A 17,549-nucleotide genomic window follows, 5' to 3' on the forward strand; every position below is an offset into this window, starting at 1 on the left:
CGGTGCCGGTCTGCACCCGTTTGCACCCCACCACGTCCAGGCCGGCCCGCCGGGCGCAGCTGGCCAGCGCCGCGGTGGCGATGGTTTTGCCGACGCCGGTGCCGGTGCCGGTGACGACCAGGACGCTCATCGCCCGGTGGCCGACAGCACGTCGGTCAGCACCCGGCGCGCCAGCTCCAGTTCGTCGGCGTCCAACGAGGCGCGGGCGGTCAGCCGCAGCCGCGAGGTCCCGGCGGGCACCGTCGGCGGGCGGAAGCAGCCCACCCGCACCCCGGCGTCCAGGCAGGCGGTCGCGGCGGCCACCGCCACCTCCGGATCGCCGAGGATCACCGACACCACCGCGGACTGCGGCACGTCGGGAACGTCGCAGATCCTCGCCAGCAGGCCGGCGTGCTGCAGCACCGCCTCGGCGCGCCATGGTTCGGCGGCCAGCACCCGCAGCGCCGCCCCCGCCGCACCGACGGCCGCCGGCGCCAACCCGGTGTCGAAGATGAAGGTCCGGGCGGCGTCGATCAGGTGGTCGCGCACCGCGGTGGGCCCCAGCACCACACCGCCCTGGCTGCCCAGCGCCTTGGACAGCGTCGTCGTCATCACCACGTCGGGCGCCCCGGCCAGCCCGACCTCGTGCAGCAGCCCGCGCCCGCCGTCGCCGCGGACCCCGAGCCCGTGCGCCTCGTCGACCAGCAGGACCGCGCCGTGGCGGCGGCACACCTCGTGCAGTTCCCGCAGCGGGGCCAGCGCACCGTCGGCGGAGAACACCGATTCGGTGACGACGACCGCCCGCTCCTCATCGCGCCCGGCCAGCGCCGCCGCGACCGCGTCGACATCGCGGTGCGGTGTGATCGCCACCCGCGCCCGGGACAGCCGGCAGGCGTCCACCAGCGACGCGTGCGAGTAGGCATCGGACACCACCAGCGCGCCCGGACCCGACAGGCTGACCAGGGCCCCGATATTGGCGGCATACCCGGAGGAGAACACCAAACCCGATGGGGCACCGATGAAGTCGGCCAACGCCTGTTCGAATTCCTCATGCAGCTCGGTGTTGCCGGTCACCAGCCGGGATCCGCCGGCGCCGGCGCCCCAGGTGTGCAGCGCCTCCACCCCGCCGGCGATGACCGTCGGATGCTGCGACAGCCCGAGGTAGTCGTTGGACGCCAGGTCCAGCTCGGTGGCCACAGCGGGCCGGGCCCTCAGCGTGCGCCGCAGCCCGGCCTGGCGGCGCCGTTGCTCCACCTCGGCCAGCCAGGCCAGCGGGGAAAGACCCGTACGCGTCACCCGATGCTCCCTCGACCAGACTTGAACACCGTTTAGGTTACTGCACCGGCGACGGCGACCATTGCCGAGCCGAGCTGGGCGATCTCCTCGGGCGTGCAGATGTAGGGCGGCATGGCGTACACCAGGTTGCGGAAGGGGCGCAGCCACACGCCGTGGTCCAGCGCCACCGGGGTGGCCGCGGCCAAATCCACCGGCGCGTGCAGTTCGATGACGCCGATCGCGCCGCGGACCCGCACGTCGGCCACCCCGGGCAGGGCGCGCGCCGGCTCGAGCGCGGCGGTCAACCCGGCGCCGATCTGCGCGACGGTCGAGCGCCAGTCCTGGCCCAGCAGCAGCTCGGTGCTGGCCACCGACACCGCGCACGCCAGCGGGTTGGCCATGAAGGTGGGCCCATGCATCAGGGCGCCGGCCTCACCGGAGCTGATGGTGTGCGCGATCTCGGTGCTGCACAAGGTGGCGGCCAGGGTGAGATAGCCGCCGGTCAGGGCCTTGCCGACGCACATGATGTCGGGGCTGACGCCGGCGTGGTCGGCGGCGAACAGTTCACCGGTGCGACCGAACCCGGTGGCGATCTCGTCGAAGACCAGCAACACGTCGTGCCGATCGCAGATGGCGCGCAGGTCGCGCAGGTACCGGGGGTCGTGGAAGCGCATGCCGCCGGCGCCCTGCACCACCGGTTCGACGACCACCGCGGCCAGCTCGGCGACGTGGGCGGCCAGCTGCGCCTCGAACGCCGCGGTGTAGTCGGGGTCGTAGTCGCGCGGCACCTGCGGGGCGAAAACCTGGCGGGCCAGGATGTCGGTCCACAGCGAGTGCATGCCGCCGTCGGGGTCGCAGATGCTCATCGGCATGAAGGTGTCGCCGTGGTAGCCGCCCCGCCAGGTCATCAGCCGGCGCTTGCCCGGCATGCCGCGGGCCCGCCAGTACTGCAGCGCCATTTTCGTGGCCACCTCCACCGACACCGAGCCGGAGTCGGAGAGAAACACGGTGTCCAACCCGGCGGGGGTGATCTGCACCAGCAGTTGCGCCAGCCGGGCGGCGGGTTCGTGGGTGAGGCCGCCGAACATGACGTGGTTCATGGTGGCCAGCTGCGCCGTCACCGCCGCGTCCAGCACCGGGTGGCCGTGGCCGTGGATCGCGGTCCACCACGAACTCATCCCGTCCAGCACCTCGATCGACCGACCGTCGCGGCTCAGCGTCAGCCAGGCGCCGCGGGCCGCCACCGCCACCACCGGCGGCACGGCCTCGGCGCCGATCGTGCTGTACGGGTGCCACAGATGGGCGGCGTCGATCGCGCTGATCTGCTCCGGGCTCAACCTGGGGTTCGCCTGGGGAGTCGCCGTGGCCACGGAGATCGAGCGTAGTGCCCCAGACTGGATCACCAGTCGGTCACGGTCCGGCAAAATTCGCCTCTCTACTCCGGCCGACCTATACGCTGACCCCTCCCTATGTTGTAGAAGTGTCTGTAGTGACTGTTGTGAATGGAACGGAATCCTCATGAGACGCATCTACGCCGCCGCGATCGGCTTGGCACTGTCGATGACCGCACCCGGTCTCGCGAACGCCGTTCCCGGATCGTCGTCACAGGCCATCAACTCCGTGATCCAGCGGGCCCTTTCCCAGCGGGGGGTGCCGTACGTCTACGGCGGCGGTAACACCTCGGGGCCCACCAGCGGCGCCCGGCAAACGTCCGCGACCGTTCCGGGCACCTCGACCTTCCCCGGCACGACGGGCTTCCCGAGCACGGCCACCGCTCCCGGTGCCACCCTGCCGCGGACCGGCACGGCGACCTTGCCCGGCACTGCCCCCGGCACCGCCGGAGTTCCGGGTACCGGCATAGCTCCGGGCACCGCCACCTCGCCGAGCAGTGGCACGGTGGGCTTCGACTCCTCGGGCCTGGTGCAGTACAGCTTCGCCGCGGCCGGGATCAAGATGCCGCGGACCTCGGGCGAGCAGTGCAACGTCGGCCAAAAGGTCCCGCCGGCGCAGGCCCGCCCCGGCGACCTGATCTGCTTCGGGCCCGGCGGCAGCCAGAGCGTGGCGATCTACCTGGGCAACGGGCAGATGATCGAGGCCACCGAGCCCGCGGTCACCGTCTCCGCCGCGCGCACCACCAACATGACGCCCTACCTGACCCGCATCATCACCGGGTAATCGCGGCGGTGATGGTGGGCATCCTTCCCGCGGTGGGGGACGCCGCGGAAAGGATGCCCACGGCTTGGGGGTCCGGACTCAGAACGCGGTGAAGATGCTGGCGATCAGCGATCCCAGGTCGGCCACCATTGACGTCGGGTCCAGCGCGTCGGCCGACGACGCCCCCAGCGCCTGCGCGATCTCCTGGGGAAACTGAACCAGGAAGTCGTAGAGAATGCCCGAGCCCGCCACGCTGGCGCCCGAGCTGAGCAGCCCGGTGTAGTCGACGAATTCCGTGGAGTACCCGTTGAGCAGCGCGCCGGTGACCACGGCCGGGATATTGAGCAGATCGGTGAACGCCGCCAACGGCTGACCGGCACCGAATGCGTCGACCACCGATTGGGCGCTGTCGGCCAGCGCCTGCGTGGTGCCGAACAGCACGCCCACCGGGGCGAGCAGCGCACTTAATCCGACACCCGGCAAGGTGCCGAGCGCATTGGTCAGATTCTGCGCCATCTCTTGAGGAATCCCGAGGATGGTTTGCAGCGGAAATGCGACCGGCAGCAGGCCCAGCAGCAGGTCGGAGTTGAAGTTGCTGACCGCGTCGCTGATATCGCCGGACGCGATGCCGCTGACCAGCGCTTGCAGCGCCTGCGGCAAACTCTGCACCAAGAACTCGCCCAGGGTGCCGGCGATGCTTTGCCCATTGGTGACCAGCGTGTCGGCGAAACCGATCTGGTTGTGCAGCACCTGGGTCAGGATCGGCAGCGGGTCGGCCAGGATCTCTTGTCCGATCTGCGTGACGTTGGTGAACGCCCCCGAAAAGACGTTGAGCCACTCGGTGACCGGGTTGGGCACACTCGCGATTAGGTCCGCCGCGCTGGCCAGTTCCACCGCGCGCTCCTGCATCCCGGCCATCGTCGGCGCCGCCGGGCCGATGGCGATCAGGCTCGCGCCCGCCAGGGCGACCCCCGCAGCCAGGTAGGGCCGCAGCCGGGCGGTCGAGCGCGGCGCACCCAAGGCCACGACACCGTCGCCCGCTGCGAGGTTCAGTGCTGGTTGCACGAAACTTCTCCTTTGCTGTGAGGTCGCTGTGACCTATGCCACAGCAGATGCCGCGTACATTACTTGAGAGTAGGCTTAACGGCAACAAAAATTCCGGAAAGTTGGACGCTGTTGACCTAATACCGACCCTGAACTGCTATTTCAGGACCATCAGCACCGGCATTCTGCCGCACTAGCGGGACCACTAGCGTCTGCCGCCGCGGCTCGCTCAGTAAACATCTAGGTGGGTCCGGGCGATGGTCATTTGCGGCACTAATTTGCTGTCTTGGACCCGGCGGCGCGGCGGATCGCCGATCCCGGCATGCCACGGATGCCACCGGCGTGCGCACCCCGGCCCCGGTGGGTCATGTCTGGCGGGCAGGTGGCGAGCAAACGCAAACCCCCGATCTCAGGTCAACGAGGGGGATTTCACAGCCGTTCGGCCGTCATGGTGCTCGGGTGACAGACCGCAGATTAGGTAGATTGTCTGGCGATCATGCTGACCCTCACCGCGCCCCGGCCGACGCGTGCGACCGTTCCGGCGCCCGCCCCCGACGCCGCGATGGGGACTCGGACAAGCGGTTTTTACCGTCACGATCTCGACGGCCTGCGCGGTATCGCGATCGCCCTGGTCGCCATGTTTCACGTCTGGTTCGGCCGGGTCTCCGGCGGCGTCGACGTGTTTTTGGCCCTGTCCGGCTTCTTTTTTGGCGGCAAGCTGTTGCGTGCCGCGCTCAACCCGGCGTCGTCGCTGGCGCTGACACCGCAAGTCACCCGACTGGTCCGCCGGCTGCTGCCGGCGCTGGTCGTGGTGCTGGCCGCATCCGGGGTGCTCACCATCCTGGTGCAGCCGCAGACCCGCTGGGAGACGTTCGCCGACCAGAGCCTGGCCAGCCTGGGGTACTACCAGAACTGGGAACTGTCGCACACCGTGGCCGACTATCTGCGCGCCGGTGAGGCGGTCAGTCCGCTCCAGCACATCTGGTCGATGTCGGTGCAGGGCCAGTTCTACATCGCCTTCCTGGTGCTGGTTTTCGGCTTCGCCTACCTGTTTCGCCGGCCGCTGGGCGGCCGGCTGCGGGCGGCGTTCGTGGTGTTGCTCACCGCGCTGACGGTGGCGTCGTTCGTGTACGCGATCTTCGCGCACCAGGCCGATCAGGCTCAGGCCTACTACAACAGCTTCGCCCGGGCCTGGGAATTGCTGATCGGGGCGCTCGCCGGTGCGCTGGTCCCCTACATCCGCTGGCCGCTGTGGTTGCGCACCCTGATCGCCACGGTGGCGCTGGGCGCGATCCTGTCCTGCGGGGCACTGATCAACGGCGTCAAGGAGTTCCCCGGACCCTGGACGCTGGTGCCGGTCGGGGCGACGGTGCTGTTCATCCTGGCCGGGGCCAACCGGCACGCCCACCCCAGCACCAGCGACCGGATGCCGTTGCCCAACCGGCTGTTGGCGGCGGCCCCGTTGATGACGCTGGGCGCCATGGCCTACTCGCTGTATTTGTGGCACTGGCCGCTGCTCATCTTCTGGTTGTCCTACACCGGCCACCGGCACGCCAACTTCCTCGAGGGCACCGCGATCCTGCTGGTCTCCGGGGTGCTGGCCTACCTGACCCTGCGCTTCGTCGAGGATCCGCTGCGGTACCGCGGGCCGGCCACGGCCGCGCACCCGACGCCGAAGATTCCGTGGCGGGTGCGGTTGCGCCGACCGACGATCGCGCTCGGCTCGACGGTGGTGCTGCTCGGGGTGGCGCTGACCGCGACGTCGTTCACCTGGCGTGAACACGTCACCGTGCAGCGCGCCAACGGCAAGGAGCTGTCCGGGCTCAGCGCCCACGACTACCCCGGCGCGCGGGCACTGATCAAACACGCCCGAGTGCCCAAGCTGCGGATGCGCCCCACCGTGCTGGAGGTCAAAAAGGACCTGCCGCCGTCGACCAAAGACGGATGCATCAGCGACTTCAAGAATCCGGCGATCATCAACTGCAGCTACGGGGACACCGACGCCACCCGCACCATCGCCCTAGCCGGCGGCTCGCACGCCGAACACTGGCTCACCGCGCTGGACCTGCTCGGCCGCATGCACCACTTCAAGGTGGTGACCTACCTCAAGATGGGCTGCCCGCTGTCCACCGAGGAAGTGCCACTGATCATGGGCAACAACGCCCCCTACCCGCAGTGCCACGACTGGGTGCAGCAAACGATGGCCAAGCTGGTCGCCGACCGGCCGGACTACGTGTTCACCACGTCGACGCGGCCGTGGAACATCAAACCCGGCGACGTGATGCCGGCAAGCTACGTCGGGATTTGGCAGACGCTGTCCGACAACAACATCCCGGTGCTCGCCATGCGGGACACCCCGTGGTTGGTGCGAGACGGTGGCCCGTTCGAGCCCGCGGACTGCCTGGCCGACGGCGGCAACGCGGTGTCCTGCGGCATGAAGCGCGCCGAGGTGCTGTCCGACCACAACCCCACCCTTGACTTCGTCGGACAGTTCCCGCTGCTCAAGCCGTTGGACATGTCCGACGCGTTGTGCCGTCACGAGATGTGTCGCGCGGTGGAGGGAAATGTGCTGATCTACCACGACTCTCATCACCTGTCGGCCACCTACGTGCGCACCATGTCCGGCGAGCTGGGCCGGCAGATCGCCGCGGCCACGGGCTGGTGGTGACATCGCGCTCGCTTTCCCCCCGACCCGGATAAAGTCGACTCGTGCCGTCCAATGAGTCAGTGACCCAGCCAGCGGAGACCGGTAGCGGGCCCGCGGTCAGCGCCGTGTGGCCGGGCAGCAGTTACCCGCTGGGTGCCACCTACGACGGCGCCGGCACGAATTTTGCCCTGTTCTCCGAGATCGCCGAGCGGGTCGAGTTGTGCCTGATCGGTAAGGACGGCAGCGAGACCCGGATCGACCTGGGCGAGGTGGACGGCTACGTCTGGCACGCCTACCTGCCGACCATCGGGCCCGGGCAGCGGTACGGATTCCGGGTGCACGGCTCATGGGACCCCGCCGCCGGGCACCGCTGTGACTCGAGCAAGCTGCTGCTGGACCCGTACGGGAAAGCGTTCCACGGCGACTTCGACTTCACCCAGGCGCTGTTCTCCTACGACATGGCGGCCGCGGCGGGCGACCCGTCCGACACCGGCACCCCGCCGATGGTCGACTCGCTGGGCCACACCATGACCAGCGTGGTGATCAACCCGTATTTCGACTGGGCGTCGGACCGGGCGCCGCGCACCCCCTATCACGAGACGGTCATCTACGAGGCCCACGTCAAGGGCATGACCCAGACCCACCCCGGCATCCCCGAGGAACAGCGCGGCACCTACGCGGGCCTGGCCCACCCGGTGATCATCGATCACCTGGATTCGTTGAATGTCACGGCCATCGAGCTGATGCCGGTGCACCAGTTCCTGCACGACCACCGGCTGCTGGAGCTGGGCCTGCGGAACTACTGGGGTTACAACACCTTCGGCTTCTTCGCGCCGCACAACCAATACGCGGCCAGCCGCCACGCCGGCGGTGCGGTGGCCGAGTTCAAGGCGATGGTGCGCACCTTCCACGAGGCGGGCATCGAGGTCATCCTCGACGTGGTCTACAACCACACCGCCGAGGGCAACCATCTGGGGCCGACGATCAATTTCCGGGGCATCGACAACGCGGCCTACTACCGGCTCGCCGACGACGATCCGCGCTTCTACAAGGACTACACCGGCACCGGCAACAGCCTCAACGCCCGCAACCCGCACACCCTGCAACTGATCATGGATTCGCTGCGCTACTGGGTGACCGAAATGCACGTCGACGGGTTCCGGTTCGACCTGGCCTCCACGCTGGCCCGCGAACTGCACGACGTCGACCGGCTGAGCGCGTTCTTCGACCTGGTGCAGCAGGATCCGGTGGTCAGCCAGGTCAAGCTGATCGCCGAGCCGTGGGATGTCGGCGAGGGCGGCTACCAGGTCGGCAACTTTCCCGGTTTATGGACCGAGTGGAACGGGAAGTACCGCGACACGGTGCGTGACTATTGGCGCGGCGAACCCGAGACGCTCGGCGAGTTCGCCTCCCGGCTGACCGGGTCCTCGGATTTGTACGAGGCCACCGGGCGCCGCCCCAGCGCCAGCATCAATTTCGTCACCTGCCATGACGGGTTCACCCTGACCGACCTGGTCAGCTACAACGAGAAGCACAACGAAGCCAACGGCGAAGACAATCGCGACGGCGAAAGCTACAACCGGTCCTGGAACTGCGGCGTCGAGGGCCCCACCGACGACCCGGACATCCTGGCGCTGCGGGCCCGGCAGATCCGCAACATCATGGCCACCTTGATGGTCAGCCAGGGCACCCCGATGATCGCGCACGGCGACGAGTTCGGCCGCACCCAGCGCGGCAACAACAACGTCTACTGTCAGGACTCCGAATTGTCCTGGATGGACTGGTCGCTGGCCGAGAAGAACGCCGACCTGCTGGACTTCACCCGCAAGGCGACCGCGTTGCGCCGCGACCATCCGGTGTTTCGCCGCCGTCGGTTCTTTGAAGGCCGACCGATCCGCAGCGGCGACGAGGTCCGCGATATCGCCTGGTTGACCCCGGCCGGCGAGGAAATGACCCAGCAGGACTGGGACAGCGAGTTCGGCAAGTGCGTGATGGTGTTCCTCAACGGCGATGCGCTGCCCGAACCCGACGCGCGCGGCGAGCGGGTGGTCGACGACTCGTTCCTGTTGTGCTTCAACGCCCATGACGCGGCGGTGGACTTCGTCACGCCCAACGACGACTACGCCCAGCAGTGGACGGCGGAGTTGGACACCACCGACGCGGTCGGCGCCACCGACACGGTGGTACCGGCCGGCGCGACGATCACGCTGCCCGCGCGCTCGCTGATGATCTTGCGTAAGACGCTGTGAGCGATGGTTTTTCCGGTACTGTCCACCTACCGTTTACAGCTGCGGGGCCCGGATAGCGGGTTCGCGTTCACCTTCGCCGACGCACAGAACCTGCTCGATTATCTCGACGAGCTCGGGGTGTCGCATCTGTACCTGTCCCCCATCTTGACCGCGGTGACCGGGTCGAGCCACGGCTACGACGTCACCGATCCGACCACCGTGTCCGCCGAACTGGGCGGCCCCGAGGGTTTGGCGCGGTTGTCGGCGGCTGCGCGCGCTCGCGGGATGGGGCTGATCATCGATATCGTGCCCAACCACGTCGGCGTGGACCGGCCCGAGCAAAACCGCTGGTGGTGGGATGTGCTGCGGTATGGCCGTTCCTCGGCATACGCGCAGTTCTTCGACATCGATTGGGACCTCGACGACGGCCGGATCGTGTTGCCGCTGTTGGGTTCCGACGACGACGTCGCCGACCTCACGGTCGACGGTGAGCGGCTGCGGTTGGGTGACCTGGTCCTGCCGATCGCCCCGGGCACCGGCGCGGGCACCGGCCGGCAAGTCCACGACCGGCAGCACTACCGGTTGGTGGGCTGGCGGCGCGGCGTGTGCGGATATCGCCGGTTCTTTTCGATCACCTCGCTGGCCGGGCTGCGGCAGGAGGACCGCGCGGTGTTCGACGCCACCCACACCGAGGTGGCCCGCTGGGTGACCGAAGGCCTGGTCGACGGGGTGCGCATCGACCACCCCGACGGGTTGGCCGACCCGGCCGGCTACCTGCGCTGGCTGCGGGAACTGCTCGGCCCGGACACCTGGATCGTCATCGAGAAGATCCTGGCCGCCGACGAAGCGCTGGAACCCACCCTGCCGGTGGCCGGGACCACCGGCTACGACGCGTTGCGGGAGCTCGGCGGGATTTTCCTCGATCCGTCCGGGGCCGCCGCGCTGACCGCGCTGGCCGGCGTCGACGACCCCGGTGTGCTGCGCGACCTCAAGGTCGACACCGCCACCGACACCCTGGCCGCCGAGCTGCACCGGCTGCGGCGCTGCGTGGTGGCGGACGCCGGCGCCGACCATCCGCGGTTGCCGGACGCGCTGGCCGCCCTGCTCAGCCGCATCGACGTCTACCGTTGCGATTACCGCGGGCTGGCCGCCGTGCTGCCCACCGCGCTGGCCGAAACCGAAGCCGCGGCACCGGATCTGGGTGCACCGCTCCAACTGGTGGCGGCCGCGATCGCCGCCGGCGGCGAGCCGGCGGCCCGCTTACAGCAGCTGTGCGGTGCGGTGACCGCCAAGGCGAGCGAGGACTGCCTGTTCTACCGCGACGCCCGGCTGGTGTCCCTCAACGAGGTCGGGGGTGACCCGCAGCGGTTCGGAGTGGGGGCGGCGGAGTTTCATCAGCGTGCCGCCACCCGGGCGCGGCTGTGGCCGCAGGCGATGACCACGCTGACCACCCACGACACCAAACGCGGCGAGGATGTGCGGGCCCGGATCGGGGTGTTGTCCCAGGTGCCGTCGCGCTGGGCGCAGTTCGTCGCCCACGCCGAGACCATTGCCCCCTGCCCCGACGCGGCAACCGGACTGTTCCTGTGGCAGAACATCTTCGGGGTGTGGCCGGTGGATGGCGCAATCACCGCTGCGCTGCGCGACCGGCTGCACGGGTACACCGAGAAGGCGACCCGCGAGGCCGCGCGGCGCACCAGCTGGCAGGATCCGGACCCGGACTTCGAGGCTGCGGTGCACCGGTGGCTGGACACCGTGCTCGACGGTCCGCTGGCCGGTGAGCTGACCGCGCTGGTCACCGAACTCCACCCGCACGCCGAGAGCGACGCGCTGGGCCAAAAACTGCTGGCGCTGACCGCCCCGGGCATCCCCGACGTCTACCAGGGCAGCGAGCTGTGGGAGGACAGCCTGGTCGACCCGGACAATCGCCGCCCGGTCGACTACGCGGAGCGGCGCGCGGCGCTGAAGTCGCTGACCCATCCCAAGATCCGGGTGGTGCGCGCCGCGCTACGGATGCGCCGCGCCCGCCCGGACACCTTCCTGCGCGGCGGCTGTCGCCCGGTGCTGGCGGCCGGGCCGGCCGCCGAGCACGTGGTGGGGTTCGGTCGCGGCGAGGACGTCGTGGTGGCGGTCAGCCGCTGGACGGTGCGGCTGGCCGACACCGGCTGGGGCGACACCACCCTGGCGCTGCCCCCCGGCGGCTGGACCGACCGGCTCACCGACACCCGCTGGACCGGCCCCACCCCGGCGGCCGACTTGTTCGCGAGCATGCCGGTGACCCTGCTGGAGCGCACCGATGCCTGAATTCGCGGTGTGGGCACCCAAACCCGAGCAGGTGCACCTCGACGTCGGCGATGCGCAGTACCCGATGACGCCCTACACCGACGGGTGGTGGCGGATCACCGTCGACGCCGCACCCGAGGCCCGGTACGGCTTTGTCCTCGACGACGACCCCACGGTGCTGCCGGACCCGCGGTCGCCGCGGCAACCCGACGGGGTGCACGCCCGGTCCCAGCTGTGGGATCCCGCGTCGGCGACCTGGACCGACGGCGACTGGGCCGGCCGCCCGGTCCACGGCGCGGTGATCTACGAGCTGCATGTGGGCACCTTCACCCCGGCTGGCACCTTCGCCGCCGCGATCGAAAAACTGGGCTACCTGGTCGATCTGGGCGTCGACTTCGTCGAGCTGATGCCGGTCAACGCGTTTTCCGGGACCCACGGCTGGGGTTACGACGGGGTGCTGTGGTACGCCGTGCACGAACCCTACGGCGGGCCCGACGGGCTGGTCTCCTTCGTCGACGCCTGCCATGCCCGCGGCCTGGGGGTGCTGATCGATGCGGTGTTCAACCACCTGGGCCCGTCGGGCAACTACCTGCCCCGGTTCGGCCCGTACCTGTCCTCGGCGAGCAACCCGTGGGGTGAGGGCATCAATATCGCCGACGCCGATTCCGACGAGGTGCGCCGCTACATCCTGGACTGCGCGCTGCGCTGGATGCGCGACTTCCACGCCGACGGTCTGCGACTGGATGCGGTGCATGCCCTGGTGGATACCACCGCGATCCACATCCTGGAGGAGCTGGCCGGCGAAACCGACCGGCTGGCAGCGCAGTTGGGCCGCCCGCTGTCGCTGGTCGCCGAGAGCGACCTCAACGATCCGCGGCTGATCACCCCGCGCGACCGGGGTGGCTACGGGGTGACCGCACAGTGGGACGACGACATCCACCACGCGATCCACACCGCGGTGTCCGGGGAACGGCAAGGCTACTACGCCGACTTCGGCTCGCTGGCCACGCTGGCGCGCACCCTGCGCCACGGGTTCTTCCACGCCGGCACGTATTCGTCGTTTCGTCGCCGCCGGCACGGGCGGCCCCTGGACACCTCGGCGATTCCGGCCACCCGGCTGCTGGCCTACACCTGCACCCACGACCAGGTCGGTAACCGCGCGCTGGGTGATCGGCCCTCCCAGAATCTGTCGGCCGGTCAGCTCGCGGTTAAGGCGGCCCTGGTGCTCGGATCACCGTATACGGCAATGCTTTTCATGGGTGAGGAATGGGGCGCCTCAACACCGTTCCAATTCTTCAGTTCGCATCCCGAGCCCGAGCTGGCCCGGGCCACCGCCGAGGGCCGCAAACGCGAGTTCGCCGACCACGGCTGGGACGCCGCTGAGATCCCCGACCCGCAGGATCCGGCGACGTTCCGCCGCTCCAAACTGAACTGGGCCGAGGTCGAGACCGGTGAGCACGCCCGGCTGCACCGGCTGTATCGCGATCTGCTGGCGCTGCGGCGCAGCGAAGCCGACCTGGCCGACCCGTGGCTACCGCATCTGGTGGTCGATTACGACGAGGACTCCCGCTGGGTGGTCGTGCACCGCGGCCGGCTCGCGATCGCGTGCAACCTCGGCGCCGAACCGGTGACCGTGCCGGTGGCCGGCGAGCTGGTGCTGGCCTGGGGTGAGCCGGAGCTGGCCGCCGAGCACACCACGCTGCCCGGGCACGCGTTCGCGGTCCTGCGGGCTGTGGATAACTGACTGGCGCCGTCGCGGCGAAGCGCTCACGATTCGCGGCATGACTGATCACGACGTACTGCCGCCCATCGAGACCGCCACCGACCCGGTGCATTCCGCGGCGGATCTGCGGCAACGATGGCGTGCGCTGATGGGACCACTGGGGTTCGGTGAACGCCTGCTGTGGTTCGGGTTCATCGGGCCGGATCGCCGGTTCATCAAAATGTTGAATCAGGTTCCGATCGGGCCCCGACCGCAGTCCCGGCCGCTGAAAAACCTGATGTCGGCGCTGCGCACCCTGCTGCGCGACGACATGCCGGCCCACAGCAGCGTGGCCCTGTTGTTAACCGGGCCCGGCCGCGGCGCGGTCTCGTCGGCCGACCGGGTGTGGTCGACGCAGCTCACCGAGATGGCCGCGCGGTTCGACGTGCCGCTGGAGCCGATCTTCCGGGCCAATGACGAGATGCTGGTCCAGGTCGACCCGGCGTGAGGCGTTCCCCAGTCCGGACTCTTGGATCATTGAGCGACTCACGCAACTACGCGAGACTGGAAGTCATGACCGACGCCCGCACTGTGTATGTCGGTCACCGCGCTACCGTCGAACAGGTGACCGAGGGCGTGGCGACATGGCAGAAGCAGACCGGCGATGAGACGGAATATGGTGTTGACACCGATGGCGACGGTTACCCGGGCATGGGCTTCGCGATCGACGTGTACGCGGAAAATGACGGTGAACAGCTAGCCGCCAGGGACCGTATCGCGGCGGGCATCCGGCCGCTGCTCGGTGACATTCCGGTAGCCACTGACAGCGAACTTGACCAATGGGTGCTCACCTCCACTGACCAGCGATAACGGCCGTATGAAGCACTTCCCGGACCAGCTCGTCGCAACTTGGGCATGACTCGCCCCAAGCTGCCGCCACTAGCGGCTGAGGATCATGTCTGCGAAGACTGCAACCTGGCGTACTCAGACATCAGCGTCGACGACGCCGTCGCGGTCATTACCGAGCTGCCCGCCGCTGTCCGCGGGGCGGTCGCCGGCGTCCCCGCCGCGGCCCGCGGGACCCGGCTCAGCCCTCAGGCGTGGTCGGTCACCGAATATGTATGCCACCTGCGCGATGTCTACATGGTTTCCACGATCCGATTGCACCGCATCCGCACCGAGGACACTCCAGCACTCGAGCCCCTCTTCAACGACCTGCGGGCGCGCCGCTTCCGCTACAACGAGCGCGAGCTCACCGCAGTGCTTGATGAGCTCGAGTCGGCTGTCGCGGGGTTCTGCGAGGAGGTCACGGCCACCGCGGGGCAGGACTGGGAGCGGATCGGGACCCGCCTGCCGGGTGAGACCCGCACGGCGCGGTGGCTGGTCCGCCAGGCCATGCACGAGGGAGTTCATCACCTATCCGACATCAACCGGATCGGCGCGGCCATCGGATCCGGGTAAACTGTGCGGTTCGTCGACACCAACGCCTTGCCTAGCGCGACACGAGTCACTCGCGTTCGGCAAGGTCCGCCAGCCGGTCAAGGGACGCCCGCAGCCTGTCCGCGGTGGTGGCTCGGGCGCGTGGGAAGCGCTTCTCATCGGTCAACGCGGACCAGTCGTAGGTGTGGGTGACGCGGGTATGTCCGGCGTCGACGGGCTCGAGTTGCCAGCGCCACAGGTGACCCGGCGGCTGGTGGCCGGGCTCCGCGGGCAGCCAGGCGATCCGCCTTCCGTCGTCGAACTCCACCACGTGGTTCTCCCGCACATTGCCCTTCGTGGTCGTCATGGTGAACCGGTCCCCCACGGCGCGCACCCGTTGCCCGGCGGGTGCCTCGGCCAGGTTGTCGTTACCGTCCCACCGGGGCTGTTGAGCCGGGTCCGCGATCAGCGCGAAAATCTGTTCTGCCCCAGCCGCAATCACCCGGTTGGCGCTCACCACGCGATCCCCCAGGGCCTCAGCTGCCATACACTCGATCCAAGCACCCCAACGGCTACCCCACAACCGCCGCCCGCCTTCCGCGAAGCCGGGCATGGATTGCCCCTGTACTCGGCTGGGCTATACCGGAACGACTAATTAAGCCCTAACGCCTCATCACGCGCAGCGCGGGGCACGAGCTGTTCAGCGCGAAGCACAAGCCAACATGTGCGACACCGGCATTGGTGAATGAAGTCGAGTGCGCAGGGCGAGGATTGAACTCGCGACATCCGCCTTATAAGAGCGGCGCTCTCACCGACTGAGCTACCTGCGCAGTGTGCCCGCGGCGGGAGTCGGACCCGCACCTGGACCGGGTTTAAGCCGGCCGCCTCTACCGGGTTGGGCTACGGGGACGGGTGCGCCGACCAGGCTCACCGATCGTGCGGGTCGGGCATCTGAAGGAGTTCCAAGGAACAGGTATTGAGAACAGTCTCCCGGGAAGGATTCGAACCTCCACATGACGCAGCTTCGTAGGCTGCCGCTCTTTCCATTGAGCTACCGGGAGCTATGCGGACGAAAGTGCCCCTGGACGGACTCGAACCGCCAACCTTCGCCGTCGGAGAGCGATGCTCTGTCCTGTTGAGCTACAAGGGCATTGCGGAAAACGGAGGTAATGCTCCGCAACGGCATCGCCGCCGTACCAGCTAGCAACCGGCCCCGCGGCTTCGGCAGTTCGTCTTCCCTCGTGGAGTGCCGGGGCCTCGAACCCCGCGCCTCTGGTGTGCAAAACCAGCGCTCTTCCAGGATGAGCTAGCACCCCATTCCCGCATCGTGATGCGCCCGCTGGTATCAAGCGGCGCTCTGGACCGACTGAGCTACCGGACACTGGGGTGTGCGGCGGGACTTGAACCCGCTGAACCTTGGATCACAACCAAGGGCCTCGACCACTTCGGCGTCGCACACAGCGGAAGGCAGAGGACTCGAACCCCAGAGCGATCGCCCCGCGCCCGTTTTCGAAACGGGATGCGCCACCTCGACGCGCTACCTTCCCACGTGCCCCTGACGGGAGTTGAACCCGTTCCTCCGCTGTGAAAGAGCGGAATCTTTACCGGTAGACCACAGGGGCATGGTGCCGACGGCTGGTGTCGAACCAGCGACCTCCGACATTTCAGATCGGCGCTCTCCCGGTTGAGCTACGACGGCCTGGCAGTCCGTAGGAAAGTTGAACTCCTGCTGTCTGGCTGAGAACCAGATGTGCTGCCGTTACACCAACGGACCTGAGTTGACCCGCTAGGATTCGAACCTGAACTGGCTGAACCAAAATCAGCCGTGCTGCCAATTACACCACAGGTCACCGTGCGTGCTGCCCGCGCAGGGCTCGAACCTACAACCTCCTGGGCCAGAACCAGGCGCAACTGCCAGTTGTGCTAGCGGGCAATGGTCTGCGCGGAGGGATTCGAACCCACTGAGCCGAAGCAACTGGGTTACAGCCAGTCGTGACACGCCATCGTCACCGCACGCAGAGGGGCTACCCCGGCAGGGATCGAACCTGCAACTCGCGCATTAACAATGCGCTGCTCTGCCAGTTGAGCTACGGGGCAAAGTCGTTGTCGGCTGAACACACACCGGATGTGTGTCATGCACACCCGGTGTGTGTTCACACCAGCTCGGGCACCCGGTAACGCTGCCGTTCACGGGGTTCGTAGGGCTCCCAGCGCAACCTCATTCCGGCCTCACCCGGTGTGCGGTTGCCTTTGCGCCCGTTGCACGGTGCGCATGCGGTCACCAGGTTCTCCCACGTGTTCGGGCCGCCACGGGACTCCGGTATCACATGATCGAGGGTGTCGCCGTATTCGCCGCAGTAGGTTCTGAGCCCAGCGGACTAACCGAATTGTCCTACCGCGCAATACCTCTGAGCCCCTGGAGAGAATCGAACTCCCGACATCCTCGTTGTAGGCGAGGTGCTCTCCCGCTGAGCTACAAGGGCAAATCTTGGTCGGGATGACACGATTTGTTATCTCTAGTGCCCGCCGACCTCGCCGACCCGGTTGCGAACAGGGTAGTTGACCCGGCGTGCCTCCCCGAAACCGGCATCCTCCCTCGTTATGGTCGAAATTATCTCCAGCCGTTCCTCAACGATCTCGGAGGCAGCGTGGGTGTATCGAATATCCGGGCAGCAGCCGTGTCGATGCCCAGGATAGCGTCCCGTGGAGTGGTGGACTTCGGATCGGGCGTGGTTCACGCGTTGTGATCAACGAGTCATGTTGAACGCTAGGCGATTTGGTGTTGTTTGGCAAGGGCTGCCGCGGCGTGTTTTTTGGC

The 17,549-nt window shown here is 68.2% G+C and carries 13 protein-coding genes, 15 tRNA genes and 1 pseudogene; 8 read left to right on the forward strand and 21 right to left on the reverse strand.

Translation table 11 applies throughout. From position 1 onward, the window contains the following. The 3 genes from BKN37_RS18265 to BKN37_RS18275 all read right to left on the reverse strand — a co-directional run. The coding region (locus tag BKN37_RS18265; protein WP_479724557.1) for a nucleotide-binding protein at nt 1-130 on the reverse strand (130 nt) is incomplete at its 3' end. After that, on the reverse strand, nt 127-1,275 hold the full coding sequence (locus BKN37_RS18270; RefSeq protein WP_071028400.1) for an 8-amino-7-oxononanoate synthase: 1,149 nt from the start codon (nt 1,273-1,275) through the stop codon (nt 127-129). The genes BKN37_RS18270 and BKN37_RS18265, both read right to left, overlap by 4 nt. A gap of 32 nt (nt 1,276-1,307) precedes the next feature. After that, entirely contained in the window at nt 1,308-2,624 is a 1,317-nt protein-coding gene (locus tag BKN37_RS18275) for an adenosylmethionine--8-amino-7-oxononanoate transaminase (RefSeq protein ID WP_071028401.1), read from the reverse strand. 148 nt (nt 2,625-2,772) lie between these two features. Here BKN37_RS18275 and ripD point away from each other — a divergent pair, with 148 nt between their 5' ends. Then, complete coding sequence (ripD, locus tag BKN37_RS18280; RefSeq protein ID WP_071028402.1) at nt 2,773-3,429, forward strand: NlpC/P60 family peptidoglycan-binding protein RipD; 657 nt, start codon at nt 2,773-2,775, stop codon at nt 3,427-3,429. Between the two features lie 78 nt (nt 3,430-3,507). On the opposite strand, the gene BKN37_RS18285 is transcribed toward ripD, so the two are convergent. Then, nucleotides 3,508-4,473 (reverse strand): hypothetical protein, encoded by a 966-nt coding sequence (locus tag BKN37_RS18285; protein ID WP_071028403.1) that lies wholly within the window; start codon nt 4,471-4,473, stop codon nt 3,508-3,510. Nucleotides 4,474-4,948: 475 nt separating this feature from the next. Here BKN37_RS18285 and BKN37_RS18290 point away from each other — a divergent pair, with 475 nt between their 5' ends. The 7 genes from BKN37_RS18290 (at nt 4,949) to BKN37_RS18320 (ending at nt 14,773) form a co-directional block, all read left to right on the forward strand. Next, entirely contained in the window at nt 4,949-7,120 is a 2,172-nt protein-coding gene (locus BKN37_RS18290; RefSeq protein ID WP_071028404.1) for an acyltransferase family protein, read from the forward strand. Nucleotides 7,121-7,179: 59 nt separating this feature from the next. Continuing rightward, complete coding sequence (gene glgX, locus BKN37_RS18295; protein ID WP_071028405.1) at nt 7,180-9,348, forward strand: glycogen debranching protein GlgX; 2,169 nt, start codon at nt 7,180-7,182, stop codon at nt 9,346-9,348. 3 nt (nt 9,349-9,351) lie between these two features. Continuing rightward, the gene (gene treY / locus BKN37_RS18300) at nt 9,352-11,631 is read left to right on the forward strand and encodes a malto-oligosyltrehalose synthase (protein ID WP_071028406.1); all 2,280 of its coding nucleotides are present in this window, start codon (nt 9,352-9,354) and stop codon (nt 11,629-11,631) included. Beyond that, complete coding sequence (gene treZ / locus BKN37_RS18305; RefSeq protein WP_071028407.1) at nt 11,624-13,354, forward strand: malto-oligosyltrehalose trehalohydrolase; 1,731 nt, start codon at nt 11,624-11,626, stop codon at nt 13,352-13,354. Before treY ends, treZ begins: the two co-directional genes overlap by 8 nt. A gap of 37 nt (nt 13,355-13,391) precedes the next feature. Beyond that, nucleotides 13,392-13,820: a hypothetical protein gene (locus BKN37_RS18310; protein WP_071028408.1), complete on the forward strand. Its 429-nt coding sequence runs from the start codon at nt 13,392-13,394 to the stop codon at nt 13,818-13,820. A gap of 65 nt (nt 13,821-13,885) precedes the next feature. Next, complete coding sequence (locus tag BKN37_RS18315; RefSeq protein WP_071028409.1) at nt 13,886-14,182, forward strand: hypothetical protein; 297 nt, start codon at nt 13,886-13,888, stop codon at nt 14,180-14,182. A gap of 45 nt (nt 14,183-14,227) precedes the next feature. Beyond that, the gene (locus BKN37_RS18320) at nt 14,228-14,773 is read left to right on the forward strand and encodes a DinB family protein (RefSeq protein ID WP_071028410.1); all 546 of its coding nucleotides are present in this window, start codon (nt 14,228-14,230) and stop codon (nt 14,771-14,773) included. A 46-nt stretch (nt 14,774-14,819) separates the two neighbouring features. On the opposite strand, the gene BKN37_RS18325 is transcribed toward BKN37_RS18320, so the two are convergent. From BKN37_RS18325 to BKN37_RS18390, 17 genes and pseudogenes are all read right to left on the reverse strand, one after another. Further along, the gene (locus BKN37_RS18325) at nt 14,820-15,278 is read right to left on the reverse strand and encodes an SRPBCC family protein (RefSeq protein WP_071028411.1); all 459 of its coding nucleotides are present in this window, start codon (nt 15,276-15,278) and stop codon (nt 14,820-14,822) included. 209 nt (nt 15,279-15,487) lie between these two features. After that, nucleotides 15,488-15,561, reverse strand: a tRNA-Ile gene (locus BKN37_RS18330). 4 nt (nt 15,562-15,565) lie between these two features. Beyond that, nucleotides 15,566-15,641 (reverse strand) — tRNA-Leu (locus tag BKN37_RS18335). Between the two features lie 76 nt (nt 15,642-15,717). Continuing rightward, nucleotides 15,718-15,792: transfer RNA gene (locus tag BKN37_RS18340), tRNA-Arg, on the reverse strand. Between the two features lie 15 nt (nt 15,793-15,807). Then, nucleotides 15,808-15,881, reverse strand: a tRNA-Arg gene (locus BKN37_RS18345). A gap of 92 nt (nt 15,882-15,973) precedes the next feature. Continuing rightward, nucleotides 15,974-16,047: transfer RNA gene (locus tag BKN37_RS18350), tRNA-Ala, on the reverse strand. A 66-nt stretch (nt 16,048-16,113) separates the two neighbouring features. Next, nucleotides 16,114-16,190: transfer RNA gene (locus BKN37_RS18355), tRNA-His, on the reverse strand. A 2-nt stretch (nt 16,191-16,192) separates the two neighbouring features. Further along, nucleotides 16,193-16,277: transfer RNA gene (locus BKN37_RS29250), tRNA-Ser, on the reverse strand. Nucleotides 16,278-16,281: 4 nt separating this feature from the next. Continuing rightward, a tRNA-Glu gene (locus BKN37_RS18360) sits at nt 16,282-16,353 on the reverse strand. Between the two features lies 1 nt (nt 16,354). Then, nucleotides 16,355-16,430: transfer RNA gene (locus tag BKN37_RS18365), tRNA-Phe, on the reverse strand. Nucleotide 16,431: 1 nt separating this feature from the next. Continuing rightward, nucleotides 16,432-16,505 (reverse strand) — tRNA-Glu (locus tag BKN37_RS18370). A gap of 4 nt (nt 16,506-16,509) precedes the next feature. After that, nucleotides 16,510-16,581 (reverse strand) — tRNA-Gln (locus tag BKN37_RS18375). A 9-nt stretch (nt 16,582-16,590) separates the two neighbouring features. Further along, nucleotides 16,591-16,664: transfer RNA gene (locus tag BKN37_RS18380), tRNA-Gln, on the reverse strand. Nucleotide 16,665: 1 nt separating this feature from the next. After that, nucleotides 16,666-16,750: transfer RNA gene (locus BKN37_RS29255), tRNA-Tyr, on the reverse strand. A gap of 5 nt (nt 16,751-16,755) precedes the next feature. Then, a tRNA-Asn gene (locus BKN37_RS18385) sits at nt 16,756-16,828 on the reverse strand. Nucleotides 16,829-16,884: 56 nt separating this feature from the next. Beyond that, nucleotides 16,885-17,091, reverse strand: a pseudogene (locus tag BKN37_RS27925) (HNH endonuclease); the annotation flags it as partial. A 51-nt stretch (nt 17,092-17,142) separates the two neighbouring features. Next, nucleotides 17,143-17,214 (reverse strand) — tRNA-Val (locus BKN37_RS18390). Nucleotides 17,215-17,549: the final 335 nt, after the last annotated feature.

Origin of the sequence: Mycobacterium talmoniae (assembly GCF_001854525.1) — a bacterium.
In the GTDB taxonomy this organism is placed as follows: Bacteria; Actinomycetota; Actinomycetes; order Mycobacteriales; family Mycobacteriaceae; genus Mycobacterium; species Mycobacterium talmoniae.

Coding starts and splice junctions, on each gene's coding strand:
- BKN37_RS18290 (WP_071028404.1), top strand. CDS start 4,949: ATGCTGACCCTCACCGCGCCCCGGCCGACGCGTGCGACCGTTCCGGCG.
- ripD (WP_071028402.1), top strand. CDS start 2,773: ATGAGACGCATCTACGCCGCCGCGATCGGCTTGGCACTGTCGATGACC.
- BKN37_RS18325 (WP_071028411.1), bottom strand. CDS start 15,278: ATGGCAGCTGAGGCCCTGGGGGATCGCGTGGTGAGCGCCAACCGGGTG.
- BKN37_RS18320 (WP_071028410.1), top strand. CDS start 14,228: ATGACTCGCCCCAAGCTGCCGCCACTAGCGGCTGAGGATCATGTCTGC.
- treY (WP_071028406.1), top strand. CDS start 9,352: ATGGTTTTTCCGGTACTGTCCACCTACCGTTTACAGCTGCGGGGCCCG.
- BKN37_RS18315 (WP_071028409.1), top strand. CDS start 13,886: ATGACCGACGCCCGCACTGTGTATGTCGGTCACCGCGCTACCGTCGAA.
- BKN37_RS18310 (WP_071028408.1), top strand. CDS start 13,392: ATGACTGATCACGACGTACTGCCGCCCATCGAGACCGCCACCGACCCG.
- treZ (WP_071028407.1), top strand. CDS start 11,624: ATGCCTGAATTCGCGGTGTGGGCACCCAAACCCGAGCAGGTGCACCTC.